At 68.5% G+C, this 20,513-nt stretch carries 16 protein-coding genes; 7 read left to right on the forward strand and 9 right to left on the reverse strand.

Features of this window, described 5'->3' with window-relative positions:
• Window positions 1–47 precede the first annotated feature (47 nt).
• Both L8K25_RS07650 and L8K25_RS07655 read left to right on the forward strand, forming a co-directional pair.
• On the forward strand, window positions 48–1,025 hold the full coding sequence (locus L8K25_RS07650; RefSeq protein WP_242138293.1) for a glycosyltransferase family 2 protein: 978 nt from the start codon (window positions 48–50) through the stop codon (window positions 1,023–1,025).
• Entirely contained in the window at window positions 1,022–2,524 is a 1,503-nt protein-coding gene (locus tag L8K25_RS07655; RefSeq protein WP_242138294.1) for a lipopolysaccharide biosynthesis protein, read from the forward strand. The genes L8K25_RS07650 and L8K25_RS07655 overlap by 4 nt, the downstream gene beginning before the upstream one ends.
• A 39-nt stretch (window positions 2,525–2,563) precedes the next feature.
• Here L8K25_RS07655 and L8K25_RS07660 read toward each other — a convergent pair whose 3' ends face one another.
• Window positions 2,564–3,580 carry a polysaccharide pyruvyl transferase family protein gene (locus tag L8K25_RS07660; RefSeq protein WP_242138295.1) on the reverse strand — a complete coding sequence of 339 codons (1,017 nt, stop codon included), beginning with the start codon at window positions 3,578–3,580 and terminating at the stop codon, window positions 2,564–2,566.
• 285 nt (window positions 3,581–3,865) lie between these two features.
• Between L8K25_RS07660 and L8K25_RS07665 the strand changes: the two genes are divergently transcribed.
• The gene (locus L8K25_RS07665) at window positions 3,866–4,900 is read left to right on the forward strand and encodes an acyltransferase (protein WP_242138296.1); all 1,035 of its coding nucleotides are present in this window, start codon (window positions 3,866–3,868) and stop codon (window positions 4,898–4,900) included.
• Here L8K25_RS07665 and L8K25_RS07670 read toward each other — a convergent pair.
• The 3 genes from L8K25_RS07670 to L8K25_RS07680 all read right to left on the reverse strand — a co-directional run bounded on the left by L8K25_RS07670 (window position 4,863) and on the right by L8K25_RS07680 (window position 8,798).
• Window positions 4,863–6,143, reverse strand: coding sequence for an MFS transporter (locus L8K25_RS07670; RefSeq protein WP_242138297.1), 1,281 nt, complete (start codon window positions 6,141–6,143; stop codon window positions 4,863–4,865). The two genes, L8K25_RS07665 and L8K25_RS07670, sit on opposite strands and share 38 nt — an antisense overlap.
• Before the next feature lie 112 nt (window positions 6,144–6,255).
• Complete coding sequence (locus L8K25_RS07675) at window positions 6,256–8,583, reverse strand: GH92 family glycosyl hydrolase (RefSeq protein ID WP_242138298.1); 2,328 nt, start codon at window positions 8,581–8,583, stop codon at window positions 6,256–6,258.
• A complete protein-coding gene (locus L8K25_RS07680) occupies window positions 8,580–8,798 on the reverse strand; it encodes a glycoside hydrolase family 125 protein (protein WP_242138299.1) in 219 nt (72 codons plus the stop codon). The genes L8K25_RS07675 and L8K25_RS07680 overlap by 4 nt, the downstream gene beginning before the upstream one ends.
• 235 nt (window positions 8,799–9,033) lie before the next feature.
• Here L8K25_RS07680 and L8K25_RS07685 point away from each other — a divergent pair, with 235 nt between their 5' ends.
• Together L8K25_RS07685 and L8K25_RS07690 are read left to right on the forward strand one after the other, a co-directional pair.
• Window positions 9,034–10,251, forward strand: a complete 1,218-nt coding sequence (locus L8K25_RS07685) for an ROK family transcriptional regulator (protein WP_242138300.1) — start codon at window positions 9,034–9,036, stop codon at window positions 10,249–10,251.
• 205 nt (window positions 10,252–10,456) lie between these two features.
• Complete coding sequence (locus L8K25_RS07690; protein ID WP_347341146.1) at window positions 10,457–11,725, forward strand: amino acid permease; 1,269 nt, start codon at window positions 10,457–10,459, stop codon at window positions 11,723–11,725.
• Here L8K25_RS07690 and L8K25_RS07695 read toward each other — a convergent pair.
• Both L8K25_RS07695 and L8K25_RS07700 read right to left on the reverse strand, forming a co-directional pair.
• The gene (locus tag L8K25_RS07695; protein WP_242138302.1) at window positions 11,698–13,344 is read right to left on the reverse strand and encodes an NAD(P)/FAD-dependent oxidoreductase; all 1,647 of its coding nucleotides are present in this window, start codon (window positions 13,342–13,344) and stop codon (window positions 11,698–11,700) included. The two genes, L8K25_RS07690 and L8K25_RS07695, sit on opposite strands and share 28 nt — an antisense overlap.
• A 33-nt stretch (window positions 13,345–13,377) precedes the next feature.
• On the reverse strand, window positions 13,378–14,541 hold the full coding sequence (locus L8K25_RS07700) for an aromatic ring-hydroxylating dioxygenase subunit alpha (RefSeq protein ID WP_242138303.1): 1,164 nt from the start codon (window positions 14,539–14,541) through the stop codon (window positions 13,378–13,380).
• 47 nt (window positions 14,542–14,588) lie between these two features.
• Between L8K25_RS07700 and L8K25_RS07705 the strand changes: the two genes are divergently transcribed.
• Window positions 14,589–15,200, forward strand: coding sequence for a TetR family transcriptional regulator C-terminal domain-containing protein (locus tag L8K25_RS07705; protein ID WP_242138304.1), 612 nt, complete (start codon window positions 14,589–14,591; stop codon window positions 15,198–15,200).
• Here the strand turns inward: L8K25_RS07705 and L8K25_RS07710 are convergent.
• From L8K25_RS07710 to L8K25_RS07720, 3 genes are all read right to left on the reverse strand, one after another.
• Entirely contained in the window at window positions 15,167–16,573 is a 1,407-nt protein-coding gene (locus tag L8K25_RS07710; protein ID WP_242138305.1) for a M20/M25/M40 family metallo-hydrolase, read from the reverse strand. The two genes, L8K25_RS07705 and L8K25_RS07710, sit on opposite strands and share 34 nt — an antisense overlap.
• An 81-nt stretch (window positions 16,574–16,654) precedes the next feature.
• On the reverse strand, window positions 16,655–18,328 hold the full coding sequence (locus L8K25_RS07715; RefSeq protein ID WP_347341147.1) for a cation acetate symporter: 1,674 nt from the start codon (window positions 18,326–18,328) through the stop codon (window positions 16,655–16,657).
• Between the two features lie 26 nt (window positions 18,329–18,354).
• Complete coding sequence (locus L8K25_RS07720) at window positions 18,355–18,681, reverse strand: DUF485 domain-containing protein (protein ID WP_242138307.1); 327 nt, start codon at window positions 18,679–18,681, stop codon at window positions 18,355–18,357.
• A gap of 201 nt (window positions 18,682–18,882) precedes the next feature.
• Between L8K25_RS07720 and L8K25_RS07725 the strand changes: the two genes are divergently transcribed.
• A complete protein-coding gene (locus L8K25_RS07725; RefSeq protein WP_242138737.1) occupies window positions 18,883–20,433 on the forward strand; it encodes a sulfotransferase in 1,551 nt (516 codons plus the stop codon).
• Window positions 20,434–20,513 lie beyond the last annotated feature (80 nt).

Genomic DNA, 20,513 nt, shown 5'->3' on the forward strand with positions numbered 1-20,513 from the left:
GCTCCTCTCGAGCAGCGATCCCGGACACCCGATGGGAGGGAGCCGGTATGATCCAGGCCAGCGTTATCATTCCGGCCTTCAATGCCGAACAGTATATCGAGGCGACGATCGCTTCCGCAACGCAGCAAACGCACTGCGCGCTGGAGATCATCGTGGTCGACGACCGGTCGACCGACGCGACCGCCGCCATCGTCGCGCGGATCGCGCGGGACGATCCGCGCGTGTCGCTGCTCGCGTTGCCGCGCAACGGCGGGCCATCGGTCGCGCGCAACACCGGGATCCTCGCCGCGCGCGGGACGTGGATCGCGCTGCTCGACGCCGACGACAGCTTCCTGCCCGACCGGCTCGCGACGCTGATCGCGCTGGGAGTCGAGCAGGACGCCGACATGGTCGCGGACAATCTGTGGCTGGTCGATCAGGCGACCGGGGCGCAGATGCCGATGCTGCCCGAGGGCGCGCTTCCCGCGCCCGTCCGGATCGACCTGCCCGAATTCATCGCGCGCAACATCTCCACGCCCGATGCGCCGCGGCGCAATTACGGATTTCTGAAGCCGCTGATCCGGCGCGACTTCCTGATGCGTAACGCCATCCGGTACGACGAGACCGTGCGCTTCGCCGAGGATTTCGCGCTCTATGTCGAATGCCTGCGCGCGGGCGCGGGGTGGTGGCTGCATCCGACCCCGCTGTACCGCTATCTCGTCCGCGCGGATTCGCTGACGCAGGTTCAGACGACCGGCGACCTCGACGTGTTGCGCCGCCGCCAGCGATTGCTGCTCGCCGAGGCGTGCGCCGCGGGCGACACGGCGTTCGCCGCGTTGCTGCGCCGCCACCTGCGCACGATCGACCGCTGTTATTATTATCGCGGCTTTACCGACGAACTGAAGGCGCGCGCGCCGCGGGCTGCGCTCGGCTATCTGTTCGCCAGCGCGGACAGCCCGTTGCTCGTCGCGCAGGAAGGCGCGCGGCAGCTGCCGCTGATCCTGCGCAAGGCGCTTCGCGGCGGATACCGGGGCGCGGCGGCGTGAGCGGATCCACCGTCCCGCCCGAATTCTCGCCGTCGGGCGACGCCGGGACGCTCAAGCGCCAGTCCGCGATCGGTGCCGCGATGACGATGGGCGGACAGGGCAGCAAGTTCGCGCTCCAGTTCGGCAGCCAGGTCGTGCTCGCGCGGCTCCTGCTGCCGACCGACTTCGGCTTGCTCGCGATGGTCGGCCCGCTGGTGATGGCGGCGCTGCTGCTGACCGATCTCGGGCTGTCGGCGGCGACGATCCAGCGCCCGACGATCAGCCAGAGCGAGCTGTCGAGCCTGTTCTGGCTCAACGTCGTGATCGGCGGGTGTCTGGCCGGGCTGGCGGTGGCGGCGGCACCGCTGGTCGCGGTGTTCTATGCGACACCGGCGGTGACTCCGGTGATGCGGACGATGGCAATCGCGCTGTTGTTGTCGAGCCTTGCCGCGCAGCATCTGGCATTGCTCAACCGGCGCATGCGGTTCGGCGCGATCGCGCTGATCGAGGTAGGTGCCTTGTTCGCGAGCATCGTGGTCGGGGTTGGCGGGGCGCTCGCCGGGTTCGGATATTGGTCACTCGTCGCGATGCAGGTCACGCATGGCGCGACCACCTTCACGATGGCGTTGCTGTTCTCGCGCTGGCGCCCGTCGCGCCCGGGGATCTCGCGCGATGCGCTGCATTTGCTGCGCTTCGGGGGGACGGTGACCGGCTACAATCTGCTCGGCTATCTGATCACCAACCTCGACAATATCCTGATCGGCGCGCGGTTCGGTGCCGGGCCGCTCGGTATCTACGACCGCGCGTACAAGCTGATGTTCCAGCCGCTGTGGCAGATGACCGCCCCGGCCGCGCGCGTGGCGGTGCCGCTGCTCTCGCGTCTGTCGGGCGACGCGGCGCAATATCGCGGCGCGTATCTCGCGATGCTGGGGGGCGTGCTGACGCTGACCACGCCGGGCATCCTGTGCGCGATCGTCTTCGCCAAGCCGGTGATTTTCGTCCTGCTCGGCGAGCGCTGGGTCGGCGCGGCGCCGACCTTCGCGTGGCTCGGGGTGGCGGCGCTGAGCCTGCAATTGCGGCAGGCGGCATCGTGGCTGTTCGTCAGCCAGGGGCGCGCGGCGGAGCAGCTGCGCTGGGGCGGGCTGGGGTCCGCGGCGATCATCGCGGGCTATCTGGTCGGAATCTTCTGGGGGCCGAAGGGCGTCGCGATGTCGGCGGCGATTTCGAGCGCGCTGATCCAGATCCCGATGATGTGGTGGGCGGTGACCCGGTCCGGCCCGGTGACGCGGGCGGACATGCTGCGGATGGGCGTCCCGCTGGCGGCCGCGACGGCGATCAGCGCGGGTGTCCTCGCGCTGCTGGCGCAGCAGCCGGTGTGGGGCAACGTGCCGATGCTCGCACTGGCGGGCGTGCTCGCATACGCCGCGTTCATCGGCGCGCTGGCGCTGTTCCCCGGGGAGCGGATGCAGCTGGGGAAGGGCGTGGGGCTGGTCCGCAAGCTCGTCCGGCGCCGACCTTGACGTCCCCGCGCGGTTCGGCAGCAACCGCGACGGACCGGGCTAGCCGGCGCGGACCTGTGCGATCACGCGGTCGACCGCTTGTTCCAGCTGCCCCAGCCGATCGCCGAAAGTCGTGTCGTCGCTGAGGTAACTCTGCCCCTCGGCCACCGCGCGAAGCGCGCGGCTCGCCGCCGCCAGTCGGCGCCCGTCGAATCGTGTCAGCGCCGCCTTGAGCACGGCCTTCACCGCACCCGGCGCCGCGACCGAATCGATCACCGCGGGCTCCTCGCGGAAGCGGTTCCGGAAATCCGCGATCAGCGCGGCATCGTCGACCGTGGCAGCATCGGTGTGCGCGACGCTGCGGCCGCTCGCCTCGGTCAGCCGGCGGATGCGATCATACCGGAACGCCTCGAGCCGCGCGGTCGGCGGCAGCGCGACCGGGCGATACGCGACGCCGACCGACGCCGCCCAGTCACGCCATTTGAAGATGCTGACCTCGGTCGAAATCATCACCGGAACCCACGGAATGCGCAACGTGTCCGCGACGATCGCGCCGTGCATCGCCTCGGTCACGACCAGTCTGGCGCGACCATAAGCGGCGAGGATGCGATCGGGCCGCCACTGCGGATCGACGAAGTTCATCCCCGCGCGCTCGGCGGCGGCTTGCCAGCGGCTGTTCACCAGCGTTCGGTGATGCGGCATGAACAGGATCTCGTCGGGGCGCGCGGATCGTGGAACGAGGTCGGGCAACCGCGCGAGCAACGCCGCGCTGTCGGTCGCCGCGGCGGCGGGGTGGCCGACCACCTCGGCGGTGAGCGGCCCGCGCACGGCGGCATAGGTCCAGCGCGCATGATCGTCGGGCAACTGCCCATAGGCCGCGCCCGAGCCGAGCACGAACACCTGTTTTCCGGCGGTGGCGACAGTGCGAAAGCGCGCCTGGTCCAACAGGCTGCCGATGCCGACTAGCACCGTGTCGGGCGCGGCGCGGACGTCGTCCGGCAGGACGCGCGGCCAGATCAGCTCGTTGAGGTCGTCGCCGAAATTGCCGACGGGGTCCTTGTAATAGACGATCTGCATTGAAGTTCCTGTCCCACCCGGTGGCCTGCAGCGATGCGCGCCGGAACGCGCGTCGATCGGCCCGTTAGCGACGCAGGCACCGTTCCGGCATGCACTGACGTATCGTTATACCGCAGCGCAACATGTTTCAAAGAGCAAGCAAGATCTGCTAGCCGCAGGACGTTCCGTGTGATTTTCGCGTTCGTTTCAAGATGTTTCGTATTTGTGGCGGTTCGATTTGCGGAAAGCCATTCCAGTGTTCGGAGGGACTTACACGCGACCTGTGATCGTCTATGCTGCGCCGCAATGAAACGTTTGCCGGGAATTCAATATTTGCGGGGTGCCGCCGCATGCGCCGTCGTCCTGTACCATGCGGCGGATCGCGCGCAGGTTCCGCTGCGGATCGGCGAAGCCGGGGTCGACCTGTTTTTCGTGCTCAGCGGTTTTCTGATGTGGGCGATTACCGATGCCGCCAGCCGGCCCGGCCCGTTCCTGGTGGACCGCGCCAAGCGGATCGTGCCGAGCTACTGGATCGTGACCTCGGTGATGGTGGCCGGCGCGCTGTGCGGGCTGTTTCCCGCGGTACGGCTTACCGTTGGCCATGTGGTGTCGTCTTATGCGTTCCTGCCGGCGATCTCGCCCAGCAACGGGGCGGTCTGGCCGCTGCTCGTCCCCGGCTGGACGCTGAATTACGAGGCGGGGTTCTACGCGCTGTTCGCGCTCGCGCTTATGCTGCCGCGCGGGCTCCAGCTTGGCGCAATGACCGTCGCCTTGCTGGTCCTCGCCCTGGCGCATCCGCTGGTCGATCGGGAACAGGTCGCGCTGTATTTCTATACCGACCCCCATATCCTGGAGTTTCTCGGCGGGCTGTGGCTCGCACAGATCTGGCAGGGCAGGACGTTCGGCAGACCGGCGGCCGGCCCCGCGCTGATCGCGCTGACCGTGGGGCTGGTCGCGCTTGCATCCGTGCTGCCGACGGAATGGCCCAAGGCGCTCCGCTATGGCGCGCCCGCGCTGACGTGCGTCGCGGCGATGCTGGTCCATGAACGCCGTGGCGCCGGGGTGCCGGACGTGCCGTGGCTCAGGCTGCTGGGGGATGCCAGCTATTCCATCTATCTGTGGCATACGTTGATCATCTCGGTGACCGCGAAGGTTGCCGCCCGGCTGCAGCTCGGCGCGGGGCTCGCCATCACGCTCCATTGCGTCGCCGGGATCGCGATCGGACTGCTCGCCTATCGCTGCATCGAACGGCCGATCATCGGTTTTTTCCGACGGTCCGGTGGCCGGGCCGCGGGTCTTGCACCTACCGTCGGTCGAGGAGCGTCAGCCCGGCCAGACTGAGCAGGCCGGCGACGACGAGGTACAGGCCCACCAGCGGCAGCCCGCCGCGGATCGCCAGCATTTGCGCCGCGATCGGTGCCAGCGCGCCGCCCAGGATGCCCCCGAGATTGAAGGTGATCGAAACGCCGGTGTAGCGCACCCCGGAGTCGAACAGCGACGGCAGCCAGCCGCCGAGTGGTCCATAGGCGAAACCCATCGCGAACAACGACAGGGCAAGCCAGGCGAACACGATCCACAGCGAGGCCGAGCCCAGCATCGGCCCCATCAGCAGGCCCGATGCGACGCACCCGACGAAGCCCCAGCGGAGCATCCTGGGGGCGCCCGTCCGATCGGCCAGCGTGCAGGACACGATGACGCCCAGCGCCAGGAACAGGATCGCGCCGATCTCAAGCCCTAGGAACGCCTGCCGACCATGACCGAGCGTCGTGGTGCCATAGCTGAGCGCAAAGGCCGTGGTCAGGTAGAATAAGGCAAAACACGCGACCACGCCGACCGTACCCGCCGCGGTCGCGCGCAGGTGATGGCGGAACAGCTGGGCGATCGGAACCCGGGGCAGCGCGTCGCGGGCGGCAGCCTCGCGGAACGCCGGGGTCTCGGTGAGCTTCAGCCGGACCCACAGGCCCAGCCCGACCAGGACCGAACTGGCGAGAAACGGCAGCCGCCAGCCCCATTCGCGGAATTGCTGGTCGCTCAGCACCGCGCCGAGCAGCAGGAAGAAGCCGTTCGCCGCGATGAAGCCGATCGGCGCCCCCAGCGGCGGGAACATCCCCCACCGGTTTTCCTGCCCGGCCGGCGCGTTTTCGACCGCCAGCAGCGAAGCGCCGCCCCATTCGCCACCGAGCCCCAGCCCCTGCCCGAACCGCAACAGGCACAACAGCAGCGGGGCGACCCAGCCGATCTGGGCATGGCTGGGCAGGAACGCGATCGCCACGGTCGACCCGCCCATCAGCATCAGCGACGCCACCAGCGTCGACTTGCGCCCGAGTCGGTCGCCAAAGTGCCCGAACACCACCGCTCCCAGAGGCCGTGCGAAAAAGGCGAGGCCGAAGCTCGCGTAGGACGCAAGCAACTGCAAGGCCGGATCGTCCGCGGGGAAGAACAGCGGACCGAACACCAGCGCGGCGGCCGTGGCATAGATGTAGAAGTCGTAGAATTCGACCGACGTTCCGATCAGGCTGGCCAGCAGGATGCGGCGCGTGGATGCGGGCGTGGATGCGGGGGCGGGGGCAAGCGCAGGGGTCATCCAGGCGTTCCTATCGCGCCGCGCGCGCCGTGTCGAAGGGGCAGGCACCTCGGGGGGCACGCGATCCTTCCCGATCGTCACCCGGCGCCATGCCGGGTGACGATCGGGTCGATCAGGCGTGCGGGGCCGAGGGTGGGCGATCGGCGGTGCCCGCGCCGAAGCGGGATGGCTTTGCACCCATGGTGAATTCTAGGTCGCCACCCTGGACGACGTCCGCATGTGCGATCCAGTTCCTGGTCCATGGCTTCCCGTTCCAGCGGACCGACTGGACATAGGGCCGGTCCGGCGCGTTGCCGATCGCGCGGACGCGCAGCGTCCTGCCCGCGCCGACCTTTACGTCGGCGGTGTCGAACAGGGGCGATCCGAAGACATAGATGCCCGTGGTCGGATCGACCGGGTAGAAGCCGAGCGCCGACAGGATGAACCATGCGCTCATCTGGCCGCAATCGTCGTTGCCGATCACGCCGTCGGGGTCGTCCTTGTACATTTCGGTGCACAGGCGGCGGACCATCGCCTGGGTTTTCCACGGCGCGCCGGCATAGGCGTACAAATATGCCGCGTGGTGATCGGGTTCGTTGCCGTGCGCATATTGCCCGACCAGGCCGGCGATATCAGGCGGTGCGTTGGCCGGGAGGGTGGAAGGGGCGTTGAAGAAGGAATCGATCTTGGCCTCATAGGCCGTGTCGCCACCCAGGTGCGCGATCATGCCGTAGATGTCGTGCTGGTTGAGGAAGGTCGCCTGCCAGCCATTGGCCTCGGTATAATCGCGCCAGCGGGGTTCCGGCATGTGGCCGAGCTGGATCGGATCGTACGGCGTCCACCATGTGCCGTCGGCGAAGCGCGGCCGCGCAAAACCGATCGCGGGATCGATCACGTTGCGCCAATTGCCGCTGCGCTTGCGCAGCGCGGCGGCATCTTCGCGCGCGCCGATCGCGTCGGCGAGAGCGGCCATCGCATGGTCGTCATACGCATATTCCTGCGTCCGGCTGACCGCTTCGCGGATCTTGTCGGCGGGAATATAACCGAGCTTCATATAGTGATCGCGGCCGAGCGTCGCGAGACTGTCCTGATAGCCCGGGTCGAACGCGCGCTTTCGGATGTTGGGCCAGGCGGCGGCATAATCCGCCTTGATGCCCTTGGCATGCGCCTCGGCCAGCACGACGACCGAATGCCACCCGTTCATGCATCCGGTCTCGAACCCTTGGAGCGGCCAGGTCGGCGGGCCGTAGGGGCTTTGCTGCGTCTGGCGGATCAGGTCGTGGACGAAGCGTTCCGCCATGTCGGGGCGCACCAGCGTCAGCAACGGGTGCAGCGCGCGATAGGTGTCCCACAGCGAATAGGCGCTGTAGGCGCGTTGGTCCGCCGGCAGGGTGTGGACCTGCTGGTCCAGCCCGACGTAGCGCCCGTCGCGGTCGCTGAACAGGGTCGGACCCATCAGCGTATGGTACAGGGCGCTGGCCATGATGGTCCGCTGCGCCGGCGTTCCCCCCGCAACCCGCACGAGATCGAGCTCCCCCGCCCAGATGCGACGCGCGGCGGTGCAGGCCCGGTCGAACGCCCAGCCCGGCGCCTCGGCCAGGGCCGCGCGCGCGCCCGCGACGTCCACGGCCGAAATCCCCGTCTTGACCAGGATCGGCGCAGATCCGGCGTCGTCGAAGAACAGCGCGACCTTGAGCCTGTGCCCCGTTACCCCGCGCGCCCCGGCGGCGACGGGTCGGTCGTCGTCGCCATAGAATTGGACGCGGTCGGGGTTGCGGGAGAGCTGCAGCGCGAAGTGAATACGGCGTCCTTCCGCCCAGCGAAACACCTGCCGGCTTCCGGTCAGCACCCCGTCGTCCCCAAGCGCGAGCGCCGCGTCCTCGATCCGGATCAGTTCGGCTTCGCTCTCCTGCTTGCAGTGCGCGAAGTCGACCAGGATATGACCGGGGCCCTTGGCGAAGGTGTAGCGGTGGAGCCCGGTACGTTCGGTCGTGGTGAGTTCGGCCAGGACGCCGGATGCGAGCTTTACCCGGTAATACCCCGGCTCGGCATGTTCGTCGCCATAGCGCTGGCGATAGCCCGAGTCCGGGTTCTCGCGCGGCCCGGGCACGAGCTTCAGCGGTGCGCGGGTGGGGACGACCAGCACGTCGAGCATGTCACCGATCCCGGTGCCCGACAGGTGGGTGTGGCTGAACCCCATGATGGAGCGGTCGGACTGGTGATAGCCCGAGCACGCATCCCAGCCGAAATTGTTGGTGTCCGGCGACAGCTGGACCATCCCGAACGGCAAGGTCGCGCCGGGGAAGGTATGGCCATGCCCGCCGCTGCCGACGAACAGATCGGGCGTCGTCGCCTTCGGCGACTGGGCGAGGACCGCGGCGGGAGCGGCGGCGGGAACGGCGGCGGCGAAGGCGGCGAGGGCGGTGCCCCCGAGCAGCTCGCGACGATTGGCGCGGATCAAGCGACGATCTCCTGAAACGAGGGGGGTGGGTCGCCGAACACGCCGTTGGCCCGGGCGGACCACGGCCGTGAAAAACCTGTCGGATCGTCCTTGTCGAACGGCTCGTGGCTAAAACCGGTGCCGGCGTCGGTGGTCTCGCGCCAGCGCGGGCGCGGGCGGACTTCGCCGTCCTCCGGACCCGGCGCGCCTGGACAAATCGCTGTAGCCGCCGCCACCAACTCTCTCCCCGTTTCCCGTCATCGCCCGGGACCGCTTCGCGGCCGCCCGCTGGTCCTGTCGCGAGCCGTCGTCGTCTCGCCCAGGCCGGGGATGATCTTGCACCGAGGCTAGGACGGCATATCAGCGCGATCAAGCTAATTAATAAATTTGATTTTGTTTGCGAGGACGCCCGAAGCATTTGGTGACTTCGCTTCGCCGCACCGTGTAACGATGCGTCGGAAAGGGAGTTTGATGAGTGCAGAATCCGTCCGGGAAACGCGGGGCGCGCGGCTGGCCGTCTCGCTGTCCGGGACCAACCTGGCCCGTGCGAGCGATTATAACCAGCGCGTGGTGCTCCAGGCGATCCGGACCAGCCAGGAAACGACCCGGGTCGACCTGTGCCGGACGACCGGGCTTACCGCGCCGACGATCGCCAACATCACGCGCCGGCTGATCGATGCCGGGCTGGTCAAGGAGATCGGCCGCCTGCAGGGGCCGCGCGGGCAGCCTGCGATCCGGCTGACGATCGAGCCGCTCGGCTGCCTGGCGATCGGTCTCAACATCGACCGCGACCATCTGACGCTCGTGGCGCTCGATCTCGCCGGGGAGGTGCGGGGGCGGATCGGACGCGACGTCGCCTTCGCCTTGCCCGAGGATGTGGTCGCGTTCGTCAAGGGCGCGCTCGACCCGCTGTTGGCGATGGCGGGGGTGGGGCGGGATCGCGTGATCGGGGTCGGTGTTGCGGTGCCCGACGATCTGGGATCGATCGCGCTTCCCGGCCGGCCGCCCACCTATGAGGACTGGATCGGTCTCTCGATCCCGGCCCTGCTCGCGCCGGTGCTGCCCTGGCCGGTGCTGGTCGACAATGATGCGGCGGCGGCGGCGGTCGGGGAATCGCAGTCGGGCATGGGGCGTTCGGTCTCGAGCTTCTTCTACATCCTGATCAATTCGGGACTCGGCGGCGGGTTGATGATCGATCGGCATTATGTCGAAGGCGCGAACCGCCGCAGTGCGGAACTCGGCCTGCTCCCGGACATGACCAGCGGCGTCCCCGGCGCGGTCGTGCAGGATGTCGTCTCGCTGTCCGCGCTGCTGCACTATCTCGCGACCGCTGGCTTCGGGGTGGCCAGCCCGGACGACATCGATCATTCCGATCCGGGTGTGCAGGCGGTGCTGGACCGCTGGGTCGACGTGGCCGCCCGCGCGCTGGTCGCGCCGCTCGTCAACATCAACTGCCTGATCGATCCGCATGCGATCATCATCGGCGGGCGGCTGTCGGAACGTCTCGTCGACGCGCTGATCGCGCGCCTCCACGTGCAACTGGCCGAGATGGCCCTGCCCGCGATGGCGCCCGTCATCCGTGCCGGGCTGGCGGGCGATGCGCCCGTGATCGGCGCGGCGTTGCTGCCGTTCCTCGACCAGTTGCTGCCGTCGGACGCGACGTTGATGCAGGTCCGGCAGGGCGGCTGAACCCGCCTGGGGCTGCGCGCGATGCCCGCGCGCGGCATCCGCTGCGATCGCGCAGGGGCGGGAGGATGTCGGCGGCATCCCGGGCCATGCGGTCCCAGCGTTCCGAAACGGGCCGTCCTTCCGGCACGCCGTCGCGCGGTCGCGGCGCTGCCTCTGGCATGGGCGCGCAAGGCGTGCTCAACTCGGTTGCGAAGGGGGTGATCGTATCGCTTCGCCATCGCAACGCCCGTTCGGATTCTGGACCGCGACCGCGCTGGTGGTCGGCGGCATGATCGGCTCGGGCATCTTCGTCCTGCCCGGGCAGCTTGCGCCCTATGGCTGGACGAGCGTCGCGGCGTGGATCGCCGGGATCGCGGGCGCGATGCTGATCGCCTGGGTCCTTGCTCGACTGACGGTCGCGTTCCCGGGCGCGACCGGCGTCGTCGCGATCTGCGGCGAGGGGCTCGGTCCGGTGTGCGGGGTGCTCGTCGGCTGGAGCTACTGGGTCGGGATATGGTCGGCCAATGCGGTGATCGCGCTGACCGCGGTGCGATATCTCGCGCAGTTCGTGCCCGCTCTCGCCGCGACCACGCTGTCGCTGGCGGTATCGGCGACCGGGTTGATCTGGCTGCTGACGCTGCTCAATCTCGGTGGCGCACGGCTTGCGGGGCTGTTCCAGGTGACGACGACGGTGCTCAAGCTGCTGCCGCTCGTCGCGGTGTTGCTGATCCTGGCGGGAGTCGCCCTGACCGCCGGCGATGGCGCCCCCGCCGCGGCACGGCCGGGGTTCGCCTGGGCTGAACTGACGCCGGCGCTGACGCTCGCCTTTTTCGCGATCGTCGGGTTCGAGGCTGCCAGCGTCGCGGCCGAACGCGTCCGCGATCCCGCGCGCAACGTGGTCCGCGCGACGCTGTTCGGGCTCGCCCTGACCGGCGCGCTGTACATCATCGTGTGCAGCGGGATCATCTTCGTGCTGCCGACGGCGCCGCTGGCGGCGGCGCAGGCGCCGTTCGCGCTGTTCGTCGCGACCTATTGGGGTGGCGGGGCAGGCCTCGCCACCGCCGCCTTTGCAGCCATCGCGGCGATCGGCGCCCTCAACGGCTGGACGCTGGTGCAGGGTGAAGTGCCGCTCGGCATGGCGCGCGCCGGCCTGCTTCCGCGCTGGATCGGGCGGACGAGCGCGCGCGACGTGCCGATCGCGATGCTGCTGGTGTCGAGCGCGCTGGCGAGCCTGCTGGTCCTGTCCAACGCGACCCGTTCGCTCGGCGGGCTGCTCGACTTCATGCTGCGGCTGACCGCGGCGGCGACGATCTGGCTGTATGTCGGCGCGTGCCTGACCGCGTTGATCAAGCGGATCGTGCCCGCCGCCGCCGCCGCCGGGCTCGCCTTTGCGGGCTGGGCGCTGTGGGGCGCGGGCCTGGAAGCGGTCGGCCTCAGCCTGGGGCTGATGGTGACCGCGCTGCCGCTCTACCTGCTGCGCGTCGCGCCGGACTGACCGAACAGCCGCCCGACGAGGCTGCGGTCGCGCAGGATTTCGTGCGCGGCATTGTGCCCCGGCGCGCCCGTCACGCCGCCGCCCGGATGTGTTCCCGATCCGCACATGTACAGCCCCGCGATCGGCCCGCGATAGTCGCCGTGGCCAAGCATCGGGCGCGCAGCCCATAATTGGTCGAGCCCCATCGTGCCGTGAAAGATGTCGCCCCCGATCAGCCCGAACTTGCGTTCGAGATCGAGCGGGGAATGGATCTGCCGCGCGATCACGGATTTCCTGAAGTTCGGGGCATGCGCGGTGACGGTATCGATGATGAGATCGGCCACCTCCTCGCGCGCATCGTCCCACGACCGCGCGCTGCCGTCGGGACGGGGCGGCAGCGTCGGGGCGAACTGCTGGCAGAACAGGCTGGCGATATGTTGTCCCGGCGGGGCGAGGCTGTCGTCGACCGTGGTGGGCAGCTTCATCTCGACGATCGGCTGTTTCGACCAGCCATGCTGCTGCGCATCGAGAAACGCCTGGTCCATATAGTCCATCCCCGGCGCGATGATGATCCCGGCGGTGTGGTGTTCCGCCTTGTCCTTGCCGGGCAGCACGGTGAAATCGGGAAGCTCGGACAGCGCGACGTTCATCCGGAAGGTGCCGCTGCCGGTCTTGAAGCCGTCGATCCGCCGCTTGAAGTCGGCGGGCAGATCGGCCGGGTCGACCATCTGGCGGTACAGCAGTGCGGGGCCGACATTCGCCGCGACGATCCTGGCGGCGATCTCCTCGCCGCTATCGAGCCGCACGCCCGCGACCTTGCCGCCCTCGGTCAGCAGCGTGGCGACGGGCGCCTCGAGACTGATCTCGACCCCGGCCTCGACGCAGGCCTGCGCCATCGCCTGGGTGATCGCGCCCATTCCCCCGACCGAATGGCCCCAGGCGCCATATTTGCCGTTCACCTCGCCGAAGACATGGTGGAGCAGGACATAGGCGCTCCCCGGGGTCGACACCCCGGCGTAATTGCCGACGACGGCGTCGAAGGCGAACGCCGACTTCACGTGGTCGTCCTCGAACCAGCCGTCCAGGAAATCGCGCGCGGACTTGGTGAAGACGTCGAGCAGATCGCGTTGCTGTTCGATCCCCATCTTCGCGACCGGCCAGCCCTGCGCGGCACCGGCGAGCAGCGCGCGCAGCCCGCCGCCGACATTGGGCGGCGTCTTCAGCGCAAGGTCGCGCAACACCTGCGCGACCTTTTCGAGCGCGGCGTCATAGGCGGGATAGGCGTCGGCATCCTTCCGGCTGAAGCGGGCGAACTGCGCCTGCGTTCGCGCGGTCCCGCCACCGAGCGTGAGGTAGGTGTCGGGAAAGGGGAAGAAGTTGCTGATCGTCCGTTCGATGATGCGAAAGCCGCGATCGTGCAGCTTCATGTCCGCGATCACCTTGGGGCGCAGCAGGCTGACCGTGTAGCTGGCGGTGGAATTGCGGAAGCCGGGGTGGAATTCCTCGGTCACCGCCGCGCCGCCGACGACCGCGCGCCGCTCCAGGATCCGCACCTTGAGCCCCGCGCGCGCCAGATAGAAGGCGCAGACCAGCCCGTTATGTCCCCCACCGATGATCAGCGCATCATAGCTCTTGGTCATGTGTGGCCCATCCTTCTGTCGCCCATCGGTCTGTCACCTGCGCGACCAGCCGGGCGCGGGGGGGCGGTGCAGGCGCGCTTCCGGGATGCGCTCGCGGATCTTGCGCGCGAAGCTGCGCAGGCACACTTCACTCCGGCCGATCGGCCCGGCGGTGTAGCTGTGCGAGGCCATCCCCTGCTGGACGCGTTCGATCAGCCACGTGTCCTCGGCGTTGACGACGCGGTTGATCCGCCAGTTGGCATAGCGCACCAGCGTCATCGCGCGACGATCGTCGGGCAGGGCGAACGCCATCTCGCGCAGCACGCTGGTGGTGGGACTGAGCGGCAGCCACTGCATGAAATCGATCTGGTCCGCGTACAGGTCGAACGCCATGTTCGGCCACAGCTTGAAATAGAGCCACAGCCGCTGGTTCGCCGCGGGCAGATGGTCGACCGGCGGCAAGTACGTCTGATAGAAGCGCTCCCATGGATTGTCGGACGGGCGGTCGACGATCTGTCCCGACATCTTGTCGACATAGGGATGCGCCTCGATCGCATAGCTCTTGCCAAACAGGCGGGTCAGCCCGTCATGCGCGACCGGGATGTGGAAATTGTCCGAATAATTGTCCCCGACATTCTTCCAGTTGACCGCGCGCGCGCGCAGCCGGACCGGGGCGAGCGCGTGCATCTGCTCGATGCGATACGGCGCGATCTGCGCGTCATAGGGCGCCATCATCGCCGCCACCGACGGCCCGTCGCCCTCCAGCCGAACGAACACGAAGCCGTGCCACAGCTCGATCTCGACCGGGGCGAGGCCATGCTCCTCGAGCTGGAGCGCGGGGTAATCCCGCCGCATCGGCACGCCCGACAGGCGGCCGTCGGTCTCATAGGTCCAGGCATGATAGGGACAGACGAACTTCCGCGCGCACCCCCGTGGCCCCTCGACCAGCCGCATCGCCCGATGACGGCAGACGTTGGCGAACGCGCGGATCCGTCGGTCATCGCCGCGCACGACGATGACGCTCTCGCCGAGATAGTCGATCGTGTGGAAATCGCCCGGGTCGGCGACGTCGTTCTGGTGGCAGACGATCTGCCAGGACGGCCGCAGGACGCGCGCCAGTTCCACGGCATGATATTCGGGATCGGTATAGAGCCAGCCGGGCAGGCTCCAGTCGGCATCCGGATCGGGCGCTGCGATGTCGGCGAAACGGCGCGCCATGGCGGGCTCCAATTGCTTGTTGGACGATCGTATAATAAGCCCGCGCGATGAGCAAGCCCGCGTTCCTCCGCGCCGAACCGGACGCGCGCCGCCAGTCGCTGGTCGCCGCGACTGCGCGTGTTCTCGCGCGCGATGGCGCAACGGGCGCGTCGGTCCGCGCGATTGCGCTGGAGGCGGGGGTCTCGCCCGGGCTGGTCGGGCATTATTTCGCGGGCATCGACGCGCTGGTCGCCGAAACCTATGCCGCGACCGGACAGCAGGTGCGCGCCGCGCTGGCCGAGGCGGTCGCCGCGGCCGGCGCGAACCCGCGCAAACGCGTCGAAGCCTATGTGACCGCGAGCTTCGCCGCGCCGATCGCCGACCGCGCGTTATTCGCGACCTGGATCGCGTTCTGGAGCCTGTCGTCCAAGCCCGCGATCCGGATGCAGCACGATGCGATCTATCAGGGCTATCGCGACACGCTGGTCGCGCTGCTCGCGGCGTGCGGCATGGCCGCGGCCGAGCGTCGGCTCGCCGCGATCGCGATCACCGCGCTCGTCGACGGGTTGTGGCTCGAGCTTTGCCTGTCCCCCGGCAGCTTCACGCCCGCCGAAGCGTGCGCGATCGCGGTGCGGCAGCTGGCGGGTTATTTCGACAGGTCGGCAAACAGCAGCCGGTAATAGCGGACGCCGGGGGCGATCGTCGCGACCGGCGTGCGTTCGTTCAGGCCGTGGCTGAAATCCTCCGACGGCTTGATGAAGGTCGGGCTGGCGCCATAGCTTGCGACATGGTGATAGCGGAACCACATGCTGTCGCTCGCGCCCGAGGCCATGGCGGGAAACACCGGCACACCGGGATAGACCTGCCCCATCGCGCGGTTGATCGCGCTGATGAAATCGGGGCGCATCGGCGAGGCGTCGTTCGCGACCGAGCCCTCGCTGACGTCGCGCAGCGTGACGGCGGGATCGCCGATCGCGCGTGCCAGTTCGGCCATGATGTCGGCGGGCTTGTGGCCGGGGAAGATCCGGCAATTGATGTTCGCGGTCGCGCGCTGCGGCAGCGCGTTGAGCGCGTGGCCGCCGCTCACCAGCGTGGGCACGCAGGTCGTGCCGATCTTGCCGACGGTCGCGGGGTTGGCGGTGAGCGTCGCGATCGCCGCCGGGTCGGTCGGGTCGGCGACGAACGCTTTCAGCGCCGCGCCGATCGCGGGTTCCTCGAACGGTGCCGCCTTGCCCAGCGCCTCGCGCGTCAGGGCGCTCAGTTCGGGCTTGAAATGATAGCCACCGACCCTGGCCAGCGCTTGGGACAGCTCGACGATCGCATTGACCGGCCGCGGCATCGACGAATGGCCGCCGGGGTTGGTGACGGTCAGCTCGAAGTCGGCATAGGTCTTCTCGGCGCCGTTCCAGGTCCAGTATTTGGGCTTGCCGGTCGCCTCGTCGAGCACGCCGCCGCCGCCATCGATGTTGAGCACCAGCTCGGCATTCTTGAGCCGCTCGGCGATCAGCGCCGAGGTCTTCATCGTGGTTTCCTCGTCGCCGGAAAATTCGAGGACGATCGTCCGCCGGGGTTTGTAGCCTCCGCGCCGCAGATCGGTCAGCGCGGCGATCGCGATCGTCCCGTCGAGCTTCATGTCGGTTGCCCCGCGCCCGTAGAGATAGCCGTTCTCGACCACCGGCGTGAACGGGTCGCGCTGCCAGTCGGCGGGCTTCGCCTCGACCACGTCCATATGGCCCGAGATGACCAGCGGCTTCAGCCTGGGGTCGGATCCCGGCCAGGTCGCGATCAGATAGGCGGTGTCGGCAACCGGCACGATCTCGACGTCCGCGGCGGCAAACCCGCCCGCCACCAGCGCGGTCTTGTAGAGCGCGGCGACCTGCGGCGTCTGGTTGCCCGGGCCGCTTACCGAGCGTAGCGCGATCGCCTGTTTGGCGAGGTCCAGCGCCTGGTCGGCCGCCTTGGTCGGTGCGGGCAGCGCGGCTCGTGCGGTGGTGGTCAGGCCGGTGGCGGTCATGCCGGTGGCGGCGAGGAGGACGGCGAAAATCAGGCGCATGGCGGGGTCCTCCGGACGGTAGATCGGCCAAGCCTAGCGGGCGGCGCGATCAGCGCAAGCCGGACCGGTGATCGGGGCGGATCAGTGATCCGCCGCCGTGTGGACGCCGATCCCCGTCTCCGAGCGCAACCGCTGCTCGGGATAGGCCGCCCGGTCGATCGCCGAACGCGGCGATCGGTCGAGCGTCGAGATCAGCCAGATCGCGAGGAACCCGGCCGGAACCGAGAACAACGCGGGCGAGCTGTACGGGAAGACCGCGGCCTCGAAGTGGAACACCGCGACCCAGATCACCGGCGACAACACGGTCAGCACGAACGCACTGAGCAACCCGATCGCGCCGCCCCAGGCCGCGCCCCTGGTGGTGCAGCCCTTCCACAGCAGCGACATCACCAGCACCGGGAAATTGCCCGAGGCGGCGAGCGCGAAGGCGAGGCTGACCATGAAGGCGACATTCTGCTTCTGGAACACCACGCCGAGGATGATCGCGGCGATCCCGAGCAGGATCGTCGTGATCCGCGACACGCGCAATTCCTTGACCGGATCGGCGTCGCCTTTCCGGATCACGCTCGCATAGACGTCATGCGAGATTGCCGACGCCGCCGACAGCGTCAGCCCCGCGACCACCGCGAGGATCGTCGCAAAGGCGACCGCCGAGATGAAGCCGAGGAACAGGTTGCCGCCGATGGCGTGCGCCAGATGCATCACCGCCATGTTGTTGCCGCCGCGAAGCGCGCCCGCTGCGTCGACATAATCGGGATTGAACGAGATCATCACGATCGCGCCGAAACCGAGTACGAAGGTCAGCGCGTAGAAATAGCCGATCCACACCGTCGCCCACAGGATCGACTTGCGCGCCTCGCGTGCGTCGGGGACGGTGAAGAAGCGCATCAGGATATGCGGCAGCCCGGCGGTGCCGAGCATCAGCGCAAAGCCAAACGACAGCGCCGAGATCGGATCCTTGATGAACCCGCCCGGCCTCATGATCGCGCGGCCCTTGGCGGCGGCATCGCCCGGCGACAGGCCGCTTTCCAGCGCCAGCTTCGTCTTGACTGCGACGGCGCGCGCGAACAGCGCCTCGAACGAGAAGCCGACATGCGCCATCACGCCGAGCACGAGGAAGGTCGCGCCGCACAGCAGCATCACCGCCTTGATGATCTGCACCCACGACGTCGCGCGCATCCCGCCGAACAGGACGTAGACCATCATCAACCCGCCCACGACGATGATCGCGTAGAGATACGGCAGCCCGAACAGCAGCTGGATCAACTGCCCCGCGCCGACCATCTGCGCGATCAGGTAGAAGGACACGACGAGCAGCGTGCTGACCGCCGAGAAGCTCCGCACCGGCCCCTGCATGAAGCGATAGGAGGCGACGTCCGCGAAGGTGAAGCGCCCGAGGTTGCGGAGCTTTTCCGCGACCAGGAACAGCACGATCGGCCAGCCGACGAGGAAGCCGATCGCGTAGATCAGCCCGTCATAGCCATCGTTGAAGATCTGCGACGTGATGCCAAGGAACGACGCGGCGGAGCAATAATCCCCCGCCATCGCGAGGCCGTTCTGGAAGCCGGTGATCCCGCCGCCGGTGTAGAAATCCGATACGGTCCGCGTCCGCCGCGCCGCCGCGCCGGTGATCCACAGCGTGATCCCGACGAAGCCTGCGAACATCAGGATCGCGGTCCAGTTGGTCGGCTGGCGCGCGATCGCGCCGCCGATCGCGGCGTTCGCGCCGGTCGCCCAGCCGAGCAGGACCAGCAGTCCGGCGCTACGCCACAGGCCCGGCGTCACGCGCGGGCATCCGCGAGCAGGTCGGCGACGCGCGCGTCATAGGAGCCGTTGGCACGCCACACATAGACCGCGCAGATCGCGACCGTGCCGACCAGCATCGCCGCGCCGAGCACCACCGCCAGGCTGATCGTCCCGCCGCCGACCGGCTGCGCCATCAGCGGCTTGTCGAACGCGATCAGCGAGATGAAGCTGCTGTAGACGACCACGGTGATCGCGGTGAGAATCCACGAGAAGCGCTGCCGGTCGCGCACCAGCGCGGCGTAGCGGGGGTCGGCGGCGATCCGCGCTACGAGCGCGTCGTCGGTCTGGGTCGGGCTTGGCATGCCGCATCATCGGCGAGGGCGCGGCGGATGGCAACGCCTTCGCGCCGCGGGGGCGGTGATCGGCAGGCTATCGGCTGGGTATCGGCATTGCGCGCCAAACCTCCAGCCGCCGCTTGATCACGCCGCTGCATCATGGTCTGTAGCGCAGCGATGTCCACGACCGTCTCCGCCGTCTCCACGCCGCGCTGGCACCCCCGGCTGATGGAAGCGGCGCTCGCGCTGCACGACAACCGCCTGTCGGACGCCGAGCCCCTGCTGCGCGCGCATCTCAAGGAAGATCCGTTCGATGCCCCCGCGATGCGGATGCTGGCCGAGCTCGCTGGCCGGATCGGGCGGTACAAGGACGCCGAGACGCTGCTCCGGCGCGCGCTGGAAGTGTCCCCCGCCTTTCACGCCGCGCGCGCGAACCTGGCGATCGTGCTGTATCGGCTCAATCGCCCGATGGAGGCGATCGCCGAGCTCGACACGTTGCTCGAGGAAGAACCCGATCATGCCGGCCATGCCAACCTGAAGGCGGCCGCCCTCGGCCGGGTCGGCGGGTTCGACGATGCGATCATGCTTTATGAAACCGTGCTCAAGACCGCGCCGAACCAGCCGCGCGTCTGGATGAGCTATGGCCACATGCTCAAGACCGTCGGACGCCAGGCGGACGGGATCGCCGCTTATCGTCGCGCCGTGGCGATCACGCCGACGCTGGGCGAAGCCTGGTGGAGCCTTGCCAATCTCAAGACGCTGGTCTTCGCCAAGGCGGACATCGCCGCGATGGAAGCCGCGCTCGCGCACGACGGCCTCAGCGACGAGGACCATTTCCATCTCGATTTCGCGCTGGGCAAGGCGCTGGAAGATCGTGGTGCTGCGGATGCCGCCTTCGGCCATTATGCGGCGGGCAACGCGTTGCGGCGGAAGACGCTGGTCTACGCCGCGGATGAAACCAGCGCCTTCGTCGATCGCAGCATCGCGACGGTCGATGCGCCGTTCCTCGCCGCGCGCGCCGGCCAGGGCTGTCCGGCGCCCGATCCGATCTTCATCCTGGGTATGCCGCGCGCCGGGTCGACGCTCGTCGAGCAGATCCTGTCGAGCCATCCGCTGGTCGAAGGCACGTCCGAGCTGCCCGACATTCCGGCCCTCGCGCGGCGGGTGACGGATTATCCGGCGGGGATCGCGGCGCTCGACGCGGCGACGCTGCGGCGGATGGGCGAGGACTATCTGGAACGCGCCGCGGTGCAGCGGCGGACCGACCGCCCGTTCTTCATCGACAAGCTCCCCAACAACTGGGCACACGTCCCGCTGATCCTGCTGATGCTGCCCAATGCGAAGATCATCGATGCGCGCCGTCATCCGCTCGGCTGCTGCTTCTCCAACTTCAAGCAGCATTTCGCGCGCGGCCAGGCGTTCAGCTACGCGCTCGACGACATGGGGCGCTATTACCGCGATTACGTGCGGTTGATGGCGCATGTCGATCGTATCGCGCCGGGCCGGATCCACCGCGTCCTGTACGAGCGCATGGTGTCGGACACCGAGGCGGAAGTCCGCAGCCTGCTGGATGCGTGCGCCCTGACCTTCGATCCGGCCTGCCTCGCCTTCTACGAAACGCGCCGCTCGATCCGGACCGCGAGTTCGGAACAGGTCCGCCAGCCGATCTTCCAGGAGGGAACGCGCGCATGGCAGCCGTTCGAGCGGCATCTCGGCGGGCTCCGGTCAGCCCTGGGGGCCGTGCTCGACCATTATCCGGCGGCACCGCCCGCCGCCTGACCGGCCACGTGGCAAAACTGTCACGCTGCACATGCGAACGTCCTATCGCGGAAGTGTCATATTGACCCTTCGTGTCGGGG

It is taken from the genome of Sphingomonas sp. TREG-RG-20F-R18-01 (genome assembly GCF_022662475.1).
In the GTDB taxonomy this organism is placed as follows: Bacteria; Pseudomonadota; Alphaproteobacteria; order Sphingomonadales; family Sphingomonadaceae; genus Sphingomonas.